Genomic DNA, 18,794 nt, shown 5'->3' with positions numbered 1-18,794 from the left:
TTATACGCATGAGCATCACCAAAACTGACGTCATCATCATCGGGGCAGGGCCGGTTGGCCTTTTTGCCGTGTTCGAACTCGGTCTATTCGACATGAAGTGCCATCTGATCGATATTCTCGACCGGCCGGGCGGGCAATGCGCCGAGCTTTATCCAGAAAAGCCGATCTATGACATTCCCGCCTGGCCAAAGATTTCAGCGCAAGGGCTGGTCGACCAGTTGATGGAACAAATTGCGCCGTTCAACCCGCAATTCACCTTCAACCGCATGGTTTCGGGTATGGAAAAGCTGGAAGACGGGTCATTTCGCGTCACCACCGATGAAAATGAAGTGTTTGAGGCGAAAATCGTGGTGATTGCCGCTGGCGGCGGATCCTTTCAGCCGAAGCGTCCGCCGATCCCGGGAATTGAAGCCTTTGAGGGCGAGAGCGTGTTCTATTCGGTGCGCCGGATGGAAGAGTTCCGTGGCCATGACCTGCTGATTGTTGGCGGGGGCGATTCGGCGCTTGACTGGACGCTCAACTTGCAGCCGATCGCCAAGAGCGTGACGCTGGTGCATCGCCGTGCCGACTTCCGCGCGGCACCCGATAGCGTCAACAAAATGTATGCCATGCAGGAAATGAAGCATCTCGACTTTCAGGTAGGACAAGTGACCGAGCTGAAAGGCGAAGGCGCGCAGTTGTCGTCGGCGGTCATCAAGGGACCGGATGGCGATGTCGAAATTCCGTGTACGCGCATGCTGCCCTTCTTCGGGCTCACCATGAAGCTTGGGCCGATTTCGGAATGGGGGCTAAACCTCCATGAAAATCTTATACCGGTGGATACAGAAAAATTTGAAACATCGGTGCCCGGTGTTTTCGCCGTGGGGGACATCAACTGGTATCCCGGCAAGCTAAAGCTGATCCTGTCGGGTTTTCATGAGGTCGCATTGATGGCGCAGGCGGCAAAGCGCATCGCCAGCCCGGGCGAACGGATCGTGTTCCAGTACACTACCTCGTCAACGAGCCTGCAAAAGAAGCTGGGAGTGACCTAACCATCTGAATCAGCCGCCGTTGGCTTTCGCCTTGGCCGTTTCGATGCGCTCCATGCGGTAACGCAGCAGACGCACGATGCGGCTCTCAAAGTTGATGCCTTCGACTTTGTCGAATTGCTCCTGCGCCCGGTCATGCGCCGCCAGCACCTTTTCGGAGATCGTCTTGGCCTTGGCGGCCGCTTGTTCGCAGCTCTTCTGGCGGTATATACCCTTCAGTGCGTCTTCCAGCATCCGGGCATGGTTCTTGGCGATCACGATGTGGCTTTCCTCGTGGCGCTTGATGTCAGCAGATAGGGTGTCCCAGATCAGTCGCGTCTCGCCGTCGGAACGGCTGCGCTGACGCCAGCGGGGCAGGATAACCTTGGCCTTCACGCTGACAGACGCCTTGACTATGGTGCAGTGTTTGCCGCTGTCGGAATAGCCGAGCCGCGTGGTAAATTCGACCTGCGTAGCGCCTGGATGCCGGTTGCCAGTGCTCTGCACATGCGGCCCGTGACGGCTCAGCTCCTTTTCGATTTCAGCTAGCGTATTGCCGCCAATCGAAAAGTAGCTGTAAGTCTTATTAAGGCTTGCGGCGCCCGCCGGAATCGATGCGCACAACAGAGCAGTCAGACAAACAGCGTAGGCAACACGTGGTAGCATCAGGATTGAGCCTCAGTTTCCGGGACCATGCACTACCACCTCTCGCCCCACAATTAAAACCACGTAACGCTTGTAAAATACCGCAAAGCTTGCACATTTTGAGATCGCGCCATGCGTGTATGATTCTGTCATGCAAGTTTCAGATTGCACCCTCTGCCGAGTCCATAGTCTTGATGTCTAGGCGATTGGACGGCATGACAGCGCGCGATGTGGGGAGAATTCTGCAATGAAACGCTGGCATCTGGCGCATGGCCGCCATCTGGAGGTTGACGAGAAGGCGTCAGTGATGGGCATCCTGAACGTAACGCCTGACAGCTTTTCCGATGGGGGACAGTTCGTAAAGGCGGACGACGCAGTCGCGCGTGCTTTGCAGATGATGGACGAAGGCGCAGCCATCATCGACGTCGGTGGCGAATCAACTCGCCCCGGTGCTCTGCCGATTACTGCCGTTGAAGAGCAGGCACGTATCCTGCCAGTGATCAGAGCGCTGGCAGTGCTCGGCAGAGTGATCATCTCGGTCGATACATATCGCGCGGAAACAGCTGCGTTGGCGGTCGCCGCAGGGGCTCATATAGTGAACGATATCAGCGGCCTGGGGGGCGATGCAGCAATTGCGCGCGTGGCCGCGGAAACCGGTGCGGGACTTTGCATCATGCATACCGGGCGCGACCGGCAAAAGCTTGCCGATATCATCGAAGACCAATTTCTGTTTTTGCGGCAATCTTTGGAGATCGCGGCGAATGCTGGTGTCGCGAAAAATCAGATAGTGCTGGATCCGGGGTTCGGATTTGCTAAGGACGGCGCGGAAAATATAGCGCTGATGGCGCGATTTTCAGAGCTTTTGCCGCTTGGTCACCCGTTTATGGTCGGGACGTCTCGTAAACGGATGATCGGCGAGCTCACAGGGCGTGATGCCGGCGGCCGTGATGCAGGAACCGCAGCTACCAGTCATTTTCTGCGGCTCCAGGGTGCGGTGCTTTTTCGGGTCCATAATGTTGCCATGAACGTGGATGCGCTGGCGGTGGCTGATGCTATGCTGAAATTCTCAGGGGAAGCGAAGAATGCCTATTAGAGGTTTGAAATATATTTGTTTTTACCGGTCGGCGGAAAAACGTTGGGCGCGGTGCGATCTTGAGCTCTAGAACGGAAAGGGTATTTCTCAGCCTTGGTGGAAATCTCGGTGACCCCGCCGAAGCAATGGCCACAGCGCTTGCTATGCTCGTTTCAGATCCCAAAGTTCGGGTCGTCGCGGTATCGTCGCTCTATCGCACGCCGCCCTGGGGGAAGATTGACCAGCCTGATTTTCTCAACGCAACAGCCGAACTCGCGACCGAGCATGCTCCGCGCGCACTGCTCGAACGATGCCTCCGCGCGGAACGGCGGCTGAAACGAGTTCGTGCCGAGCGTTGGGGGCCGCGTCTCATTGATATGGATATTTTGGTGTATGGGGACCGTACGCTGCACGAGGATGGTCTGGAAATTCCACATCCGCGCATGCTCGACCGTGCTTTTGTGATGGTGCCACTGGCCGAAATTGCGCCTGATTTCGAGCTTTCGGGGAAGTCCATCCGCGCGCATGTTGCCGGACTGGATGTTTCTGGCATCGACAGGTTGCCAGATCCGGACTGGTGGCGACGGTAGGAGCCGTCTATTTTTTTGCGATAGACCCTACGGCAGTGCTGTCAATCCGCTTGAGGCCCATGCCGATCACCGGCACCATCTGTTTGCCGACGCGTACCGAGATGGTAACATTCAATGTATTGTTGTCGGGCAGTCGCGCAAGCATGGCGCCTTTCAGCTGCGCGCGGTTGAGCGACAAAATAACCTTGTCGCCGTCTACATTACCGGCGATCACGTCCAGCCCCTTGCCGGCAGCGCCGTCCATAAATTTGCCCTTGTAGGTGCGCCCCGCCCGTTCGATGCTCGCGCTCATCTTTTGTGTGAACACGCCCACGCGGCAGGCTCCGTCGAGTGACATGCCAGCCTTGGCGGCCGGCGTGGCGCCGGTAAAAGTGCAGTTGAATTTGGTGCCTTTGTATTTGCCGGCGATGATCTCTCCTGGTCCGGCCCATTCGCCTTCCACCGAGTGAAAGAACGTCTTGTCACTTTCGTCGGCAGCGATTGCCGACGTGACGGGTGCCGAGAGTGCCAGAAGCGGCAGGAAGGCGAATAGCAATGCGCATTTCATCAAGGAACACCCGGCAACGGAGACTGGAAACCAACGTATAGACCATGGCGAAGAATGGTTAATGCTTCGTCTATCGCAGGGTGAGTTGCTTTCCAGAACCGGTGAAGCCCTAACTGTGTTTCCTGCGGTCGTCGGTCTGGCGTGCGGTCGCAAATGTGGTGAGTGCAGACAGGAAATCACCAATGCCGGGGCGCTTTACGGAGGCGAAGGGTAGGGGTCTCGCCGCTTCCATGGCAGCCAGCCCGATGCGTGCCGTCATCATGCCATTGACGATGCCTTCGCCGAGTTTTGCAGAGAGCTTTGCCGCCAGCCCGTGGCCTACAATTTGCTGGACTATGCTGTCGCCCATCGCGATGGATCCGGTGACAGCCAGATGTGCCAGCACACTGCGCGCCAGACGGAAGAAACCCAGAGTACCCGGCCTTCCACCATAAAGCTCCGACAGACGGCGGATCAGCCGCCCCGCTTCGAACATGACATAGCCGACATCTACAAGCGCGCGCGGGCTGACGGCGGTGACGAGCGAAACGCGCTTGGCAGCGTCGAGAACCAATTGTTTGGCGCGGGCATCAAGGGCGGAGAGAAGTTCCACCTCCGCGAGGCGCACCAGGTTGGCGCCGTCGATGATGTCACCGCCAAGGTCGGCCATGGCGCGTCGGCCGGCGGCGGTCTCGGGCTTGGCAGCAAGAAAGCTGCTCAGATCATCGACCAGCGCGCGCGCTGCTTTCGGGTCATCGCTGGCCAGCACCCCTGCGCCGCGCTCACGCAGGCGCTCCACCGATGCTAGCCGCGACAAGGCAAGAATTTCGCGCAGCAGGAGAACCAGTAATGCAGCGACTGCCAAAGCTGCCGCAACCACCGCCAGCCAACCCAGCCAGTCAGCCCGACTGAAAAGGTCCCGGATCAGCCTGTCCGTCCACAGTCCTAGCGCCAGTGAAACCAGCACCCCAAGGGCACCAAAGAACAATGCGGCCAGCCGCGAACGATGCATTTTTGTTGGCAAAGCAGGCGGCGGCACAGCAACTGCGAGGTCCGGCTCGTCGAAGATGTCGATCACGTCCATAGTGACGATGGGTTTTAACGCGCGCGGCTTGCGCTGCAACTCAGTGTCTGCCGAGACTTTTGCCGGGTGGAGTTCGGTCGGCAGACGGAAGGCCGCGGGTTTTCGGTCCTGGCTCATGCGAGATGATCTCCGATCAGGAACTGAAGCGCGCGATCTAGCCGGATATGGGGCAAGGAGAGTGTCAGGCCCTCAGCGGTTTTCTCCAGCCTGGGAGGGCGAAAGCGTACGAAACGCAGCGCTCTATCGGTGCTCGGTTCGCCATCCTGATCAAACAGCGCGTTGATGTTTTTAGGAAGATCGCCTGGGAAGACCGCAGTCTCGGTTTCACCGTCGAATTTCTCGCCTCCAATCGTCTCGCCAGCAAGCGGCGTGCCAATGATCACTGGTAGCGTCTCTCGGCCCTGCTTGACGGTGCCTTCGCGCGTGGCACGGATCGCTGCCATGGCAAGAACATCTACCTTCGCGCCCGAAAAGCTGGCCCGATCCACGGCCCGGTCGGCCAGTCTTCGTACAATCGCCTGCAGCCTGTCATGGCTTTCGTGGTGCAGGTGATCCGCTTTTGTTGCCGCAATGAGGATACGGTCGATGCGGCGGGCAAAAAGGTCCGTGAGAAAACTCCCGCGTCCGGGTCGAAAACAGGCAAGAATTTCCATCACGGCGCGTTCCAGATCGGCCACTGCGCCCGGACCAGCGTTTAGCGCCTGCATGGCATCGATCAGTACGATCTGTCGGTCGAGCCGGGCGATGTGTTCGCGAAAGAAGGGCTTGATCACGTGGGTTTTGTAAGCTTCGTAGCGGCGCTCCATCATGGCGTGAAGCGAGCCGGGTTTCGTACGGCCTTCACCGAGACCCGGGAGGGGTGCAAAGGTCAGAGCCGGTGACCCTTCAAGGTCTCCCGGCATCAGGAAGCGACCGGGCGGAAGCGTTGAAAGCGCGCGCTGGTCATCCTTGCAGGCTTTCAGATAGGTTGCAAAGCTCTCAGCAAGCGCGCGTGCCATCATTTCGTCAGCCGGGGCGGTGGCATCGACCGTTGCCGACAGGTCGCGCCAGGGCTGAGAGAGATCGGCGCGCACATCATGAACGGCCATCTCGAACGCTTCTGCCGAAAATGTCGTGTAAGATTTGCCCAGGAGCGGCAGGTCAAGTAGCCATTCGCCGGGATAGTCAACAATATCGAGCGACAGTTTTCCTCGTGAAAACAAACGGCTCCAGCCGGAGGCGCTTTCATATTCGATTGTCAGGCGCAGTTCGGAAATGGCGCGGGTGGAATCTGGCCATAGCCGGCTCTCCAGAAGTGCAGAAATGTGATCCTCGTACTGGAAGCGCGGCACTGCATCGTCGGGCTGCTCCTCCAGAAACGCGCGGGCGATGCGTCCGGATTTTTGCGCCTCGAAAAGCGGAAGCCGCCCACCATGAACCAGATTGTGCACCAGCGACGAAATGAACACGGTTTTGCCTGCGCGCGACAGCCCGGTGACACCCAGTCGAAGCGAGGGAGACATCAGTCCGGTGGCGCGGCCGGCCAGTGTATCCAGCGCAATCAGCGCCTCGTCGGTGTAGCTCGTGAGTGTTGCCAAATCTGAAATACTCCGAATGGGTATCGGTGACCCCGATATAGGCATCGACGCCGGCATTGGAAATGACGGAGGCGCACAAGACTATACAGCGCGATCGTGCTGCGGGGATAAAGTGGAGCACTGTCCACCGGCCTAGTAATCCGCAGGTGTTAGAAACGCCTCCAGGTACCCCTTGCCCGGAGCGGCATCTGTGAGCGTGGTGTCAAAGCGGAACACCGCCAGCCCAGCGGTGGGAAAGCCTCTCAGGATGGATGCGCGCGCACTCTCTTCGCCGTCGCCGGTCAGCGCCATGCCGAGATCTTCCATCATCGGGTTATGCCCGACCAGCATGAGGCTCGAATGCTCGCCGCCATAATCGTTGACCAGAGAGAGATAACCCTGAGCATCCTCGCTATAGAGCGCCTCCAAGTAGGAAACGCGGCGGCGATCAATGGCCGAATGGGTCAACAGCCCGTGCAATGTGTCGCGGGCCCGCACAGCGGCCGAACACAAAATAACGTCTGGCGTATAGCCTGCCATTCGCATGGCTGCGCCGGTCGCCACTGCGTCAGCCGCCCCGGCTGCATCCAGAGGCCGGTCAAAATCGCGCATGCCTGGCGCTGCCCAGCCGGCTCGGGCGTGTCTGAGTAGTAAAAGTCTCGCCATGATCACCGCCTAGTAGGTCCTGCACACGGTTTTGTGTAAAGCGCGTGGGACGATCCCGCAATACAGCCTTGACCGTGTGTCGATCGCACAGAAACCCTCTGATCGGTTGATTTTCCGCACAGCTGCCTACACGTTTAACGTCACTCGCAGGAAAACCCGGATGCAACCCTTGCGATGATTTGTTCTTGTGCGCTGCATGGTCGCCGAATATATAGCGGCCAATATTGGTGGTTGGGATAGTGAGTCGAATGAACGCAGTCGTCGATGCCAATTACATACCCACGGAAGACGAGCCGTTTATGAACGAACGGCAGAAGTCATACTTCCGCGCAAAGCTTGTCTCTTGGAAAAACGATATTTTGCGTGAAGCGCGCGAGACGCTTGAGATATTGCAGCAGGAAAACGCAAACCAGCCGGATCTCGCCGACCGCGCCTCTTCGGAAACGGATCGCTCGATCGAACTGCGCGCGCGCGATCGCCAGCGCAAGCTGATCTCCAAGATCGATTCCGCGCTCGCGCGTATCGATGAAGGCACCTACGGTTTCTGTGAGGAAACTGGGGAGCAGATTGCGTTGAAACGCCTTGACGCCCGCCCCATTGCAACCTTGTCGATCGAGGCACAGGAAAGGCATGAGCGCCGCGAAAAGGTTTATCGCGACGATTGATGTCTGATGGGCGTTGATTGGTTGAACATAGGGGCCTGCAGCAATCTGCGGGCCCCTATTTTGTCCTATTGCGCGCTATCGTAGGTGTAGGACGCGCACATGTCCTCGTCGCTTTGCGGGGGTTCTTCACCGGTGAAGACTGCGAGCGCCACGAGGCCACTGGAGCTTTCCCAATTGGCGACAAAGGTTACGTCGCCATTGCCGCACAGATTGTTGCCGTTTTCCAGTTCCGGGTCTGATGGTGTTTTCACGCTGTAGACCGAAGCCGGGACAGAGGCGCCGTCGACGACAAAATGATCCGCCACCAGTTCGCCGAACTCCAGGCTCTCGCCATTGGCGAAGGTAATGGAGAAGTCGTCGAGCTGGATATCGCCAGTGATGCTCATCGCTGTTTTGCTCACCGCGATGTAGCTGTCGCCTGGCTGGTAGGCGAAGCTGGAAGCCGCGCAGAGCGTCGCTGCGATGAACGTGGCAAGGGGAAGGTATGATCTCATGGCAAAATTCCTTAGCGCTTGCTCGAAAGCTCGCCCAACAGCTTGGTCATTTCGTCTTCAAGCGACATGTCTGGGCGTGCAGGCGCGCTTGCTGATGGTGTCTTGTCGAGGTTTATCTCAAGGTTATGTGCCAGCGTCTCATCCAGCTTGTCACGGTCCGGCTGTTTTGCCACCACAACTGGGGTAGGCCGCGGGGCGGCGGGGGTAGCTTGAGGGGCGGGTAAGATGCGGGCCGGTGCCGGGCGCAGTTCCGGCGCTGCCGCCGTCGCCGGACGCACCGGCTGCGGCGCAACCTGACGCTGCGGCAAGCGCTGCACCTGGGCGGTGGGATGCTGCGCGCGGGGCGGCTCGGGTCGATTTGCGGGGGCAGGGACGACCTCGGATATTCTTTGGTGCTCCTGGCGCGGCTGGTTGTCATGGTCTGGAGATTGCAGTGCGCGCCGCTGCTGCACGTGCATTCGGATATCCTGCTCCACCACGACGTCGGTCGGGCCGCCGATCAGGATGAGGTGTTCGACATCGTCGCGGCGCACCAGCACCAATCTACGATGGCTGTCGACAGCTGTCGCGTCCATCACCGCCAGTCTTGTCTTGCGGTTGCGTCCGCCCGCCACGAACGTGCCGAAGGTCAGGCTTCGAAAGACCTTGATGGCGAGCAGTACGAGCACAAGAAGCAGCAGCGCGCCGAGCGTCCATGCAAGCGCTGCCGTATATCCCGGACCTGCCAGTCCATCCAGCCATTCTCGCATCGCCAAGCTCCTCGGAATTTTCCCCTGGCGCACTCTATGATGGTGGCGTGACCAACCGCAAGTTCCCATTCGGTTGCAATGCGATCTGATTTAGCGCCGCATGCGGTGCGCTGGCGTCTTTTTCCCGGGCTTTTTCAGCGCAGGCCTTTTCGTGGCCGGAAGAATATGATTCAACCGCACCACGTCAGGGGACACCGGAGTGCCGGGAATCACAGGCAGACAGGATGGCGAGGGAAACCCGCAACGACTTTTACCCGGCGCCCATCGTCGATGAGAATATGCGGCCCGGCGTTATCGCGCGGCTCGTGGTGTTTATCGTCGTTCTGACTGGCTCGGCAATTATATTTGGCATCTTCCGGCAACGGCTGGGAGATCCGTTCCTGCTCGGCATGCTTGGTATCCTGGCGATGATCGGCGTTGGCTATCTGTTTGCCACGGCAGTTGGCTTCATCCAGATCGCGCCGCGCTCCACCGCAGATGAATTGTCGAAGTCCTATGTGGATTCCATGACGCATGGGCTGATTGTCACCGATGTCAAAGGGCGTGTGGTCTACGCCAACCGTGCGTACGCGACGATGACGGGGGCCACGACCGCAGCTGACGTCAAAACCGTGGAGGGTCTGCTTTCGGACGCGCCCGAGGCATCGCCGGTGATCTATCGGCTGGCGTCGGGGCTGCGCGACGGCCAGTCGGGTGACGGCGAGTTCCGCATGCAGCAATCGATACGGCCGGGTTCCGATGCCGGAGCGCATTGGTACCGGGTGGCAGCGCGCGCCTTCAACGTGCCGACCCAGCGCCAGCCGCTTCTGGCGTGGCAGCTCGCTGATATCTCGACCGAGCGCGCCGAGCAGGAGCGATTTTTCCTGGACCTGCAAAAGGCCATCGATCATCTCGACCATGCGCCGGCAGGCTTCTTTGCTGCCGACCAGGAGGGCCGCGTCACCTATATCAACGCAACGCTTGCCGAATGGCTGGGGCTTGACCTTGCCTCGTTCACGCCGGGATCTACCAACCTTGCTGATATCGTCGCCGGCGATGGCATTGCGCTGGTGCGCGCTGTCAAAGCCGATCCGGGCACGACACGCAACGCAGTAATCGATCTCGACCTTTCTACAGTCAAGGGCGAGGCGCTGCCGGTGCGCTTCATGCATCGCGTCAGCGCCACCCGCGAGGGTGCGCCGGGCCCTTCGCGAACCATTGTTCTGAACCGCACCCAGGGCGAGGATTCGTCGGCAGATCTGCGGGCTGCGGAAGTTCGCTTCACGCGCTTCTTTAACTCGACCCCGATGGCTATTGCCGGCGTCGACCATGATGGCCGCATCCTGCGGACCAACGCGCCTTTTCTGTCGCTGTTCTCGACCGTCGTGGACCGCGATGCTGTGGACCGTCGTGCGCGCCTTGACAGCGTCATCCATGAGCGCGACCGGGCGGCCTTCCAGGCGGCACTCGACAAGGCAAAATTGCGGCAGGCAGAAATCTCGCCCATCGATACCATGCTGCCCGGCAATGACGAGCGCCACATCCGTTTCTACGTCAACGCCATTGTCGATGCTGCCGGTGCCGAGGGCGCCGAGGAAGCAGCGATCGTTTATGCCGTCGAAACCACCGAGCAAAAAGCACTCGAGGGCCAGATGGCGCAGAGCCAGAAGATGCAGGCGGTCGGACAGCTGGCAGGCGGCATCGCGCATGACTTCAACAACGTGCTGACGGCGATCATCATGGCGTCGGACCTTCTGCTGACCAACCATCGGCCATCTGACCCGTCCTTCCCGGACATCATGAACATCAAGCAGAACGCCAACCGCGCTGCGTCGCTGGTGCGCCAGCTTCTGGCCTTCTCGCGCAAGCAGACGCTGCGGCCGGAGGTGCTGAACCTGACCGATGTTCTGGCCGACCTCCGGATGCTGCTGCAGCGGCTTGTCGGCACCGACATCAAGCTCAAGGTCGAGCATGGGCGCGACCTGTGGCCGGTGCGCGCCGATATCGGCCAGTTCGAACAGGTGGTAGTCAACCTGGTCGTCAATGCCCGCGATGCGATGCCCGGGGGCGGTGAGATTACCGTGCGCACGCGCAATCTGCCGGCGGCCGAATGCGCGTCCTTCGGCTTCCGCGAACTTGTGGACGCCGACTATTCGCTGATCGAGGTTGAGGATGGCGGCACCGGCATCGCGCCGGAGGTGTTGAAGAAGATCTTTGAGCCATTCTTCACCACCAAGGATGTTGGCAAGGGCACCGGGCTCGGCCTGTCGATGGTCTATGGCATCATCAAGCAGACCGGCGGCTTCATCTATTGCTCGTCGGAAGTGGGCAAGGGATCGGTGTTCCACATTTTCCTGCCGCGCCATATTCCCGAGGCGAAAACTGCCGGCGAGGTGGTCGCTGCCGCGCCCAAGGTTCAGGATACGGCAAAGGACCTTTCGGGTTCGGCCACCGTGCTTCTGGTCGAGGACGAGGATGCGGTGCGGATGGGCGGCGTGCGCGCGCTCCGGTCGCGCGGCTATACCGTCCACGAGGCATCTTCTGGCGTCGAAGCGCTGGAGATATTCAACGCGCTCGAGGGCAAGATCGACATCGTCGTCTCCGATGTGGTGATGCCCGAAATGGACGGCCCGACGCTTTTGGGCGAATTGCGCAAGCTGCAGCCCGACATCAAGTTCGTGTTCGTCTCGGGCTATGCCGAGGATGCTTTTGCCAGAAACCTGCCGGAAGAAGCGCAGTTCGGCTTTCTGCCAAAACCGTTTTCGCTCAAACAGCTCGCCACCGTGGTAAAGGACGTGCTGGAAGGCTGATTTGTCCTGGCCGGGCGGTATTTGCAGCGTAACACAGTGCCGGCGGAGGTGAATAAATGCTGCGTGTCGAACAGTTCGTCATCGATGAGATCTACATCCCGACGGCGCGGCGCAAGACGCTGCACCCGGACACCGTGCGCACGCTGGCCGAGGACATCCTGGAAAACGGCCTCACACAGCCGATCATGGTGCGCCATGACGGCAAGCGGTTTATCCTTGTGGAGGGGCTGCACCGGCTCGAAGCCTGCAAATGGCTTGGCGAGAAAACCGTCGCTGGCTACCGCGTCCAGGCCCGCCGCCATTAAGACATTTCCCGCGTGCGGACAGCCCTTGAACCCTGTCCCCGAAATGCAAGCTCTGGCTGTGAGAAAATCCGGTCTCGCGCAAGCCTCGCGCGCTAGCCTCGAATCAGGCATAGTGTGCCTGGAACTGCATCGAGAGGGACAGCGATGCTTCAAGATATTGACGACAGTGCAAAACAACGGCTCACCGAGCCTGCCGATATTCTCCACGCCATTCTGCTTCTGGTCGATCGCGGCTGTCCGGTGGACCTGCTGATCGTGGAAATGACCAAATATTTCTACGTCGACCTTGATGCCTTCGAGGCTGTGCTGGACGCTGAACAGGACCATTTCAGCGACGCTGCCTGACGTGGTTTTTGAATTTCTCTTTGGGGATTTTCGGTGTTGGCCGCGCGCATCAACAGCCACGCGCGCCGCATCCCGCAGCGTAGCGCAACGTCGTTCCCCGGAAAAAAAAGTACAAAAATAAAAGATCATGACGTGTCTGGGCGGGCCAGCGCGTCGAAGGCGAGACCGTGCAGGTCTGTCAGGGTGGAAAACACGTCGTGGCTCTGGCGCCGTCGCGTGCCGGGTGGCGGGCCGTTGCGTATCGGCCAGCGGCGTTGCTTCTTTTGCTGGATGACGGCTGCCTGCCGGCGCGCGAAACGCATGGCCTGGCGCGGCAGGTCCTCCAGCGTTGCATGAAGGCCGCGCAGGCGCAGCACCAGATTTTTGGCATCAAGCGCATCGTCAAAGGCCGGTGCGCGGCGCGGCGCGATGACAAATGGCACGGTGACGCCGGGCAACGAGATGCGCGGCACGCTGCCGGCTGCGGCCCGGCGCAACATATGCAAACGCCGCGGCGGATCGAAGAGCGGCAGGCTTTTTGCCAGTGGTGCGGGCCGCGATGGTGCGCCTGCCGCGGCCAGCCGCACCCCGGTGCCGCCCGGCCCACGCAGGAACAGCGCTGACGATGTTGGGCACATTCTGTTCCGCACTGCCTGCACCACAAGCCCGCGCGCCATGATGATGATCAATCGGCGCGTCGCCCATTCAGCTGGCCGCAACAGCCGCAACACGGCGCGGTGCAGATGGCGGGGCAGGGTGGGGGTTGGCATTTCCCCTTCATCGAAATGCAGCACCGGGCGCCGCAGCCCGGCCATGCTGATCAGCATGGCCAAAACGCAACTTAGCGCTTCGCGGTGTTTGTCGATCGCCAACTGCCAGTCCATCCACGCCTCCTGACCGCGATTGTGGTGCGGGCACCGGAGGGGGTGGATAGATTTTTGGGTATGTTGCTGGGCTTGGACGGCCGTTCCCCTCTCCGCCTCGCTACGCTCAGCACCTCTCCCCACTTTGTGGGGCGAGGAAATGGCCAATCGCGGGCGCTGTTTCCTCGCCCCCATGACAATGGGGGAGAGGTGCCGAGCGCAGCGAGGCGGAGAGGGGGTTCTTGTTGGTCTCTGTTAAACCACGGGGATCTTGTCGCTGGACGGTTGTTCCCCTCTCCGCCTCGCTACGCTCAGCACCTCTCCCCACTTTTGTGGGGCGAGGAAATGGCCAATCGCGGGCGCTGTTTCCTCTCCCCCATGACAATGGAGGAGAGGTGCCGAACGCAGCGAGGCGGAGAGGGGGTTCTTGTTGTTCTCTGTCAAACCACGGGGCGCTTGGCGCTGATCGGCCGTTCCCCTCTCCACCTCGCTACGCTCAGCACCTCTCCCCACTTTGTGGGGCGAGGAAATGGCCAATCGCGGGCGCTGTTTCCTCGCCCCCATGACAATGTGGGAGAGGTGCCGAACGCAGCGAGGCGGAGAGGGGGTTCTTGTTGGTCTCTGTCGAACCACGGGGCGCTTGGCGCTGGACGGTTGTTCCCCTCTCCACCTCGCTACGCTCAGCACCTTTCCCCACTTTGTGGGGCGAGGAAATGGCCAATCGCGGGCGCTGTTTCATCGCCCCCATGACAATGGAGGAGAGGTGCCGAACGCAGCGAGGCGGAGAGGGGGTGTGGCAAGTTGAGAGCAATGCGGCCAGCGCGCTCTTTTGCGGCGGCTTCTTTGCCATCGTCCTTTACGTCACCGGTCTTGTTGCCGGCGCAATGCGAATGGCGAATGGCTTACCGATCAGGTCGGCGGGCGATTTGGGCCCCTAGCTCCGATTGGCTTCACGCAGTTGCTCCCACTCATGCAAGAGGTCTTCTGTCTCGGCGATTAGCAGGTCTCGTTGGGTATCATACATGCGGCGAGCCGCTTCTCCACCTAGCAGATCGGGCTGAGCCTCTTCTTTCGCTATCACATCTAGACGATGGTGAATTTCCGCGAGGCGTGTCGTGATATGATCGTCGAATGCCATATGTTTTCTCCTGAGCTTTCCGCTTAAGCATATAGAGTTGGGGCCGGATCGCGACAGGTGAGGCTTCAGATTTCAAACTTGAGATGCGTCCCGGCAGTGCGCTAAAAAACCGCTCCCGCTTTTCGCCGCAATTCGTGTTACAAGGCGGCGGGACGTTTTTTGTCGCCTTTGTTTTCATTTTTGGCCGCGTATGGCGCGGCGACCATCATTCTCCGGGGAGTAGATTCATGTTGTTGAAGAAAACCGCAGCCGCGCTGATTGCCACGACCATGCTGGCGGCCTGCACCACAGATCCTTATACGGGCCAGCAAAAGGTATCCAATACCGCCGGTGGGGCGGCGATTGGCGCCGGGCTTGGCGCGCTGGCCGGCATGGCGGCAGGCGGCAATGACCGCCGCAATGCGCTGATCGGGGCCGGCATCGGGGCGCTGGCGGGCGGTGCTATCGGCGCCTACATGGACCAGCAGGAAGCAGAACTGCGGGCGCAGTTGCAGGGCACCGGCATTTCGGTGACGCGCTCAGGCGAGCAGATCATTTTGAACATGCCCTCCAACATCACGTTTGCCTCCGACCAGGATGCGGTGAAGGCAGGCTTCTACCCGACGCTGAATTCGGTCTCGCTGGTGCTGAAGAAATTCAACCGCACCATTGTCGATGTCTATGGCCACACCGATTCGACCGGCGACGACCAGTATAATTTCGACCTGTCGCAGCGCCGGGCGCTGTCGGTCGCCAATTATCTGTCCGGGCAGGGGGTTGACCAGCGCCGCTTTGCGGTGACCGGCTTTGGCGAAACGCGGCCCATCGCCGACAACGCCACCGCCGGTGGCCGCGCGCAAAACCGCCGCGTGGAAATCCAGCTCTCGCCGCTCGAATAGTTTTTGTCCCGGAGCGTCGTGCCGGGTCTTTCCGGTGCGGCGCCTCAGGAATTCTGTTCTGACAGGCTGATGGCGATTTTGGCTGCCAGCCGCGCATTGTTTTCCACCAGCGCGATGTTGGTTTTCAGGCTTTCGCCTCCGGTGAGTTCGAGAATCTTGGCGAGCAGGAATGGCGTGACATTCTTGCCGCCGATCTTTTGAGCGAGCGCGGCCTGTTGGGCGGCGGCGATGTGCGTTGCCATGATATCGGCTGGAATTTCGACATTGGCGGGAACCGGATTGGCAACCAGCATGCCGCCCTGGATGCCGAGTTGCTGGCGGGCGTTGTAGAAGGCGGCGATGGAGGCCGCATCGTCGAGGCGCAGCGGTGCCTGATGCGGCGACTGGCGCGACCAGAAGGCCGGCATCACATCGGTGCCAAAGGCCACCACCGGCACGCCGCGCGTTTCCAGCACTTCCAGCGTCTTGCCAATGTCGAGGATCGCCTTGGCACCGGCTGACACCACGACAACCGGGGTGCGCGCCAGCTCGTCGAGATCGGCGGAAATATCAAAACTCGTCTCGGCGCCCTGATGGACGCCGCCAATGCCGCCAGTGGCAAAAACCTTGATGCCGGCGGCGTGTGCGGCAATCATGGTGGCAGCCACAGTGGTGCCGCCGCTGAGCCTTTGGGCGATGGCAAAGGCGAGATCGGCGCGCGACAGTTTTAGGGCGCCGGTGGTTTGCGCCAGCGCTTCCAGCTCGGTGTCGGACAGTCCGATTTTCAGCCGCCCGCCGACAACGGCGATGGTGGCTGGCACGGCACCGCCCTCGCTGATGAGGGCTTCGACAGTGCGCGCCATTTCGACATTTTTGGGAAATGGCATGCCGTGGGTGATGATGGTCGATTCCAGCGCAACGATAGGCTTGCCGGCGGCAAGCGCTGCGGCGACAGGCGCGTGGAAATCGGTGAAGGCGCGGGCGGTTTCAGGCGTCATCTTGGGCAAACTCCGGTCAGGCGGGCGATAAAAGAGGTTGTGCATGGGGCACCAGCGCCAGTGCGGCGGCAAAGTCGTTTTCAGAAAAACTGGCGACGGCCTGGCGGCTTTCAACGGTCAGATAGGCTGCGGCGAGGCCTTCGCGCAGGGCCTCTCGCAGCGCAAGACCGCGCATTGCCGCGGCCACCGTGACGCCGGCCAAAGCATCGCCGGCACCGGTGACATCGGTGATGTTTCGGGCCGGGGGCGGGGCGATTGAAAACAGGCCGCCTGCGTCGAAGCCGGCAACCGGTGCGCCGCCTGCGGTGACCACTGCTGAGCCAAGGCCGATGGCGCGCAGGCGCTCAAGTGTCGCGGTGAGGGAGCCTGGATGGCCGGTAAGCGCTTCGGCCTCGTGACGGTTCATGAACAGGCAAGTGATGCATTTCAGCATACCGTGAAGCCGAACCACTTTGGCGGGCGAAATGGCAATGGCATAGACCGGCTTGCCGGTGGCCAGCGCCATGACCCGCGCCAGCGCTGCGGGCGGAAGATTGGCATCGCACAGGATGGCATCGCAAGCACCGGCAGACTTGCGCACCGAGGCGCGCGCCAGCTGCTTTGGAAACGCCATGTCGTAGAGCCCCATATCGGCAAGCCCGGCGATCAAATCGCCCTCATGGTCCAGCAGCGCGGTGTAACTCGGCGTGGGGCGGTCTAGGAATATGGCCGACAAATCCGTGATGCCGGCCTGGGCGATGGCGTGCGCCACCGCTGTGCCGGCGCTATCGCCGCCGCGGATCGAGACCAGCGATGCGCTGACGCCACGGCGCACTGCATTGCGCAGCGCATTGAATACCACGCCGCCGACTTCCTCATCGATGACGCCCGGATTGGAAACGCCGGGGACATAGGTTTTTGTTATCCGCCCGCGCCGGTCGATGTGGGCGCCGCCAATGGCGAGAAGATGCGGCATGGTTGTCATGGAAGGCTTTCACAGGCTTGGATGCTGCTGAAACGATAGGGGGGGCAGCGTGGCTGCGCAATTGCCGGATGCGATTCGTCGGTTATGCGAGATTTTGAAACATTGTGCCACCGGCACCGTCTTCGCAGGGCATTTTTGGGGAGGAAACGAAGGTGGCGGAACGGAAAAAGAACAAAGGAGATTTATCAAGACAAAGCAACAGGATGAAACCACTTGCAAAACAGGAACAAAGCAGGTACATCGAAATGAAGACAAGGGATTGGCCGGTCTTATTGACGACCTCGGGGTGATGTATCATGGCTCAGAATTCATTGCGGCTTGTAGAGGATAACTCAGTGGACAGAACAAAGGCGCTCGACGCCGCGCTTTCGCAGATCGAACGGGCATTCGGCAAGGGCTCGATCATGCGGCTGGGTGCCAATGAGCAGATCGTGGAGATCGCAACGGTCTCGACCGGATCGCTTGGGCTCGACATCGCGCTCGGCGTTGGAGGGTTGCCACGCGGCCGCATCGTGGAGATTTATGGGCCTGAAAGCTCGGGCAAGACGACGCTGGCGCTGCACACGGTGGCCGAAGCGCAAAAGAAGGGCGGCATCTGCGCTTTTGTGGATGCCGAGCATGCGCTGGACCCGGTCTATGCCCGCAAGCTGGGTGTCGATCTGGAAAACCTTTTGATCTCGCAGCCGGATACGGGCGAGCAGGCGCTGGAAATCTGCGACACGCTGGTGCGTTCGGGTGCGATCGACGTTCTGGTGGTTGATTCGGTGGCGGCGCTGACTCCGCGGGCTGAAATCGAGGGCGAGATGGGCGATTCGCTGCCCGGCCTGCAGGCGCGGCTAATGAGCCAGGCGCTGCGCAAGCTGACCGCTTCGATCTCGCGCTCCAACACCATGGTCATCTTCATCAACCAGATCCGCATGAAGATCGGCGTCATGTTTGGTTCGCCCGAAACCACGACAGGCGGCAATGCGCTGAAATTCTATGCCTCGGTGCGCCTCGATATTCGCCGCATCGGTTCGGTCAAGGACCGCGAGGAAGTCGTGGGCAACCAGACCCGCGTAAAAGTGGTGAAGAACAAGCTGGCGCCGCCCTTCAAGGTGGTCGAATTCGACATCATGTATGGTGAGGGTGTTTCCAAGACCGGTGAACTGGTCGACCTTGGCGTCAAGGCGGGTGTGGTTGAAAAGTCAGGTGCGTGGTTCTCCTACAATTCGCAACGGCTGGGTCAGGGTCGCGAGAACGCCAAGACATTTTTGCGCGACAACCCGGAAGTGGCCAAAGAGATTGAAACCGTCCTGCGCCAGAGCGCCGGCCTGATTGCCGAAAAATTCATGGAAGGCGGGCCGAGTGACGCCGATAGCGATGAAGATGATGTCGCCGAGATGTGATTTTTTCCGTCCTGATTGAGATGAAGCCGCTGGCATTGCATTGCCGGCGGCTTTTTCCTGGCTTCAGGTTGAGCAGCGCGTAGGTCGAGGTTTCTGGACAGCACAGGGTGCGAG

General features: G+C 60.3%; 21 protein-coding genes. 10 read left to right on the top strand and 11 right to left on the bottom strand.

Annotated elements, in window-relative coordinates:
• The first annotated feature begins 8 nt into the window (after window positions 1–8).
• Complete coding sequence (locus GA830_RS15220) at window positions 9–1,031, top strand: NAD(P)/FAD-dependent oxidoreductase (RefSeq protein ID WP_195162639.1); 1,023 nt, start codon at window positions 9–11, stop codon at window positions 1,029–1,031.
• A 9-nt stretch (window positions 1,032–1,040) separates the two neighbouring features.
• Here the strand turns inward: GA830_RS15220 and GA830_RS15215 are convergent, their stop codons facing one another.
• Window positions 1,041–1,673, bottom strand: coding sequence for a DUF922 domain-containing Zn-dependent protease (locus tag GA830_RS15215; protein WP_195162638.1), 633 nt, complete (start codon window positions 1,671–1,673; stop codon window positions 1,041–1,043).
• A 226-nt stretch (window positions 1,674–1,899) separates the two neighbouring features.
• Between GA830_RS15215 and folP the strand changes: the two genes are divergently transcribed.
• A complete protein-coding gene (gene folP / locus GA830_RS15210; RefSeq protein WP_195162637.1) occupies window positions 1,900–2,745 on the top strand; it encodes a dihydropteroate synthase in 846 nt (281 codons plus the stop codon).
• A gap of 59 nt (window positions 2,746–2,804) precedes the next feature.
• On the top strand, window positions 2,805–3,314 hold the full coding sequence (folK, locus tag GA830_RS15205) for a 2-amino-4-hydroxy-6-hydroxymethyldihydropteridine diphosphokinase (protein WP_374939277.1): 510 nt from the start codon (window positions 2,805–2,807) through the stop codon (window positions 3,312–3,314).
• Between the two features lie 7 nt (window positions 3,315–3,321).
• Here the strand turns inward: folK and GA830_RS15200 are convergent, their stop codons facing one another.
• The 4 genes from GA830_RS15200 to GA830_RS15185 all read right to left on the bottom strand — a co-directional run bounded on the left by GA830_RS15200 (window position 3,322) and on the right by GA830_RS15185 (window position 7,146).
• Complete coding sequence (locus GA830_RS15200; protein ID WP_195162636.1) at window positions 3,322–3,861, bottom strand: hypothetical protein; 540 nt, start codon at window positions 3,859–3,861, stop codon at window positions 3,322–3,324.
• 109 nt (window positions 3,862–3,970) lie between these two features.
• Complete coding sequence (locus GA830_RS15195) at window positions 3,971–5,041, bottom strand: YcjF family protein (RefSeq protein WP_195162635.1); 1,071 nt, start codon at window positions 5,039–5,041, stop codon at window positions 3,971–3,973.
• Window positions 5,038–6,546: a YcjX family protein gene (locus GA830_RS15190; RefSeq protein WP_195162634.1), complete on the bottom strand. Its 1,509-nt coding sequence runs from the start codon at window positions 6,544–6,546 to the stop codon at window positions 5,038–5,040. Before GA830_RS15190 ends, GA830_RS15195 begins: the two co-directional genes overlap by 4 nt.
• Window positions 6,547–6,633: 87 nt before the next feature.
• The gene (locus GA830_RS15185; protein ID WP_195162633.1) at window positions 6,634–7,146 is read right to left on the bottom strand and encodes a SixA phosphatase family protein; all 513 of its coding nucleotides are present in this window, start codon (window positions 7,144–7,146) and stop codon (window positions 6,634–6,636) included.
• Between the two features lie 248 nt (window positions 7,147–7,394).
• On the opposite strand from GA830_RS15185, the gene dksA reads away from it, so the two are divergent.
• Window positions 7,395–7,811, top strand: a complete 417-nt coding sequence (dksA, locus tag GA830_RS15180; RefSeq protein ID WP_195162632.1) for an RNA polymerase-binding protein DksA — start codon at window positions 7,395–7,397, stop codon at window positions 7,809–7,811.
• 65 nt (window positions 7,812–7,876) lie between these two features.
• On the opposite strand, the gene GA830_RS15175 is transcribed toward dksA, so the two are convergent.
• Together GA830_RS15175 and GA830_RS15170 are read right to left on the bottom strand one after the other, a co-directional pair.
• On the bottom strand, window positions 7,877–8,305 hold the full coding sequence (locus GA830_RS15175) for a hypothetical protein (protein ID WP_258045466.1): 429 nt from the start codon (window positions 8,303–8,305) through the stop codon (window positions 7,877–7,879).
• Between the two features lie 11 nt (window positions 8,306–8,316).
• The gene (locus GA830_RS15170) at window positions 8,317–9,054 is read right to left on the bottom strand and encodes a flagellar biosynthetic protein FliO (RefSeq protein WP_195162631.1); all 738 of its coding nucleotides are present in this window, start codon (window positions 9,052–9,054) and stop codon (window positions 8,317–8,319) included.
• 224 nt (window positions 9,055–9,278) lie between these two features.
• Between GA830_RS15170 and cckA the strand changes: the two genes are divergently transcribed.
• The 3 genes from cckA to GA830_RS15155 all read left to right on the top strand — a co-directional run bounded on the left by cckA (window position 9,279) and on the right by GA830_RS15155 (window position 12,493).
• Window positions 9,279–11,843, top strand: coding sequence for a cell cycle histidine kinase CckA (gene cckA / locus GA830_RS15165; protein WP_195162630.1), 2,565 nt, complete (start codon window positions 9,279–9,281; stop codon window positions 11,841–11,843).
• A 56-nt stretch (window positions 11,844–11,899) separates the two neighbouring features.
• On the top strand, window positions 11,900–12,148 hold the full coding sequence (locus GA830_RS15160) for a ParB N-terminal domain-containing protein (protein WP_195162629.1): 249 nt from the start codon (window positions 11,900–11,902) through the stop codon (window positions 12,146–12,148).
• Between the two features lie 144 nt (window positions 12,149–12,292).
• Window positions 12,293–12,493 (top strand): hypothetical protein, encoded by a 201-nt coding sequence (locus GA830_RS15155; protein WP_195162628.1) that lies wholly within the window; start codon window positions 12,293–12,295, stop codon window positions 12,491–12,493.
• 125 nt (window positions 12,494–12,618) lie between these two features.
• Here GA830_RS15155 and GA830_RS15150 read toward each other — a convergent pair whose 3' ends face one another.
• Both GA830_RS15150 and GA830_RS15145 read right to left on the bottom strand, forming a co-directional pair.
• Window positions 12,619–13,356 carry a hypothetical protein gene (locus GA830_RS15150; RefSeq protein ID WP_195162627.1) on the bottom strand — a complete coding sequence of 246 codons (738 nt, stop codon included), beginning with the start codon at window positions 13,354–13,356 and terminating at the stop codon, window positions 12,619–12,621.
• A gap of 913 nt (window positions 13,357–14,269) precedes the next feature.
• Complete coding sequence (locus tag GA830_RS15145) at window positions 14,270–14,473, bottom strand: hypothetical protein (RefSeq protein WP_195162626.1); 204 nt, start codon at window positions 14,471–14,473, stop codon at window positions 14,270–14,272.
• A gap of 230 nt (window positions 14,474–14,703) precedes the next feature.
• Between GA830_RS15145 and GA830_RS15140 the strand changes: the two genes are divergently transcribed.
• On the top strand, window positions 14,704–15,351 hold the full coding sequence (locus tag GA830_RS15140) for an OmpA family protein (protein WP_195164983.1): 648 nt from the start codon (window positions 14,704–14,706) through the stop codon (window positions 15,349–15,351).
• Between the two features lie 44 nt (window positions 15,352–15,395).
• Here GA830_RS15140 and GA830_RS15135 read toward each other — a convergent pair whose 3' ends face one another.
• Window positions 15,396–16,328, bottom strand: a complete 933-nt coding sequence (locus GA830_RS15135; RefSeq protein ID WP_195162625.1) for a pseudouridine-5'-phosphate glycosidase — start codon at window positions 16,326–16,328, stop codon at window positions 15,396–15,398.
• A gap of 16 nt (window positions 16,329–16,344) precedes the next feature.
• A complete protein-coding gene (locus GA830_RS15130) occupies window positions 16,345–17,292 on the bottom strand; it encodes a carbohydrate kinase family protein (RefSeq protein ID WP_195162624.1) in 948 nt (315 codons plus the stop codon).
• A gap of 49 nt (window positions 17,293–17,341) precedes the next feature.
• Between GA830_RS15130 and GA830_RS15125 the strand changes: the two genes are divergently transcribed.
• Window positions 17,342–17,623 carry a hypothetical protein gene (locus GA830_RS15125; RefSeq protein WP_195162623.1) on the top strand — a complete coding sequence of 94 codons (282 nt, stop codon included), beginning with the start codon at window positions 17,342–17,344 and terminating at the stop codon, window positions 17,621–17,623.
• On the top strand, window positions 17,589–18,680 hold the full coding sequence (gene recA, locus GA830_RS15120) for a recombinase RecA (RefSeq protein ID WP_195162622.1): 1,092 nt from the start codon (window positions 17,589–17,591) through the stop codon (window positions 18,678–18,680). The genes GA830_RS15125 and recA overlap by 35 nt, the downstream gene beginning before the upstream one ends.
• Window positions 18,681–18,794: the final 114 nt, after the last annotated feature.

Source organism: Mesorhizobium sp. NBSH29 (assembly GCF_015500055.1).
In the GTDB taxonomy this organism is placed as follows: Bacteria; Pseudomonadota; Alphaproteobacteria; order Rhizobiales; family Rhizobiaceae; genus Neomesorhizobium.
This window is presented reverse-complemented; position numbering and strand designations above follow the sequence as displayed.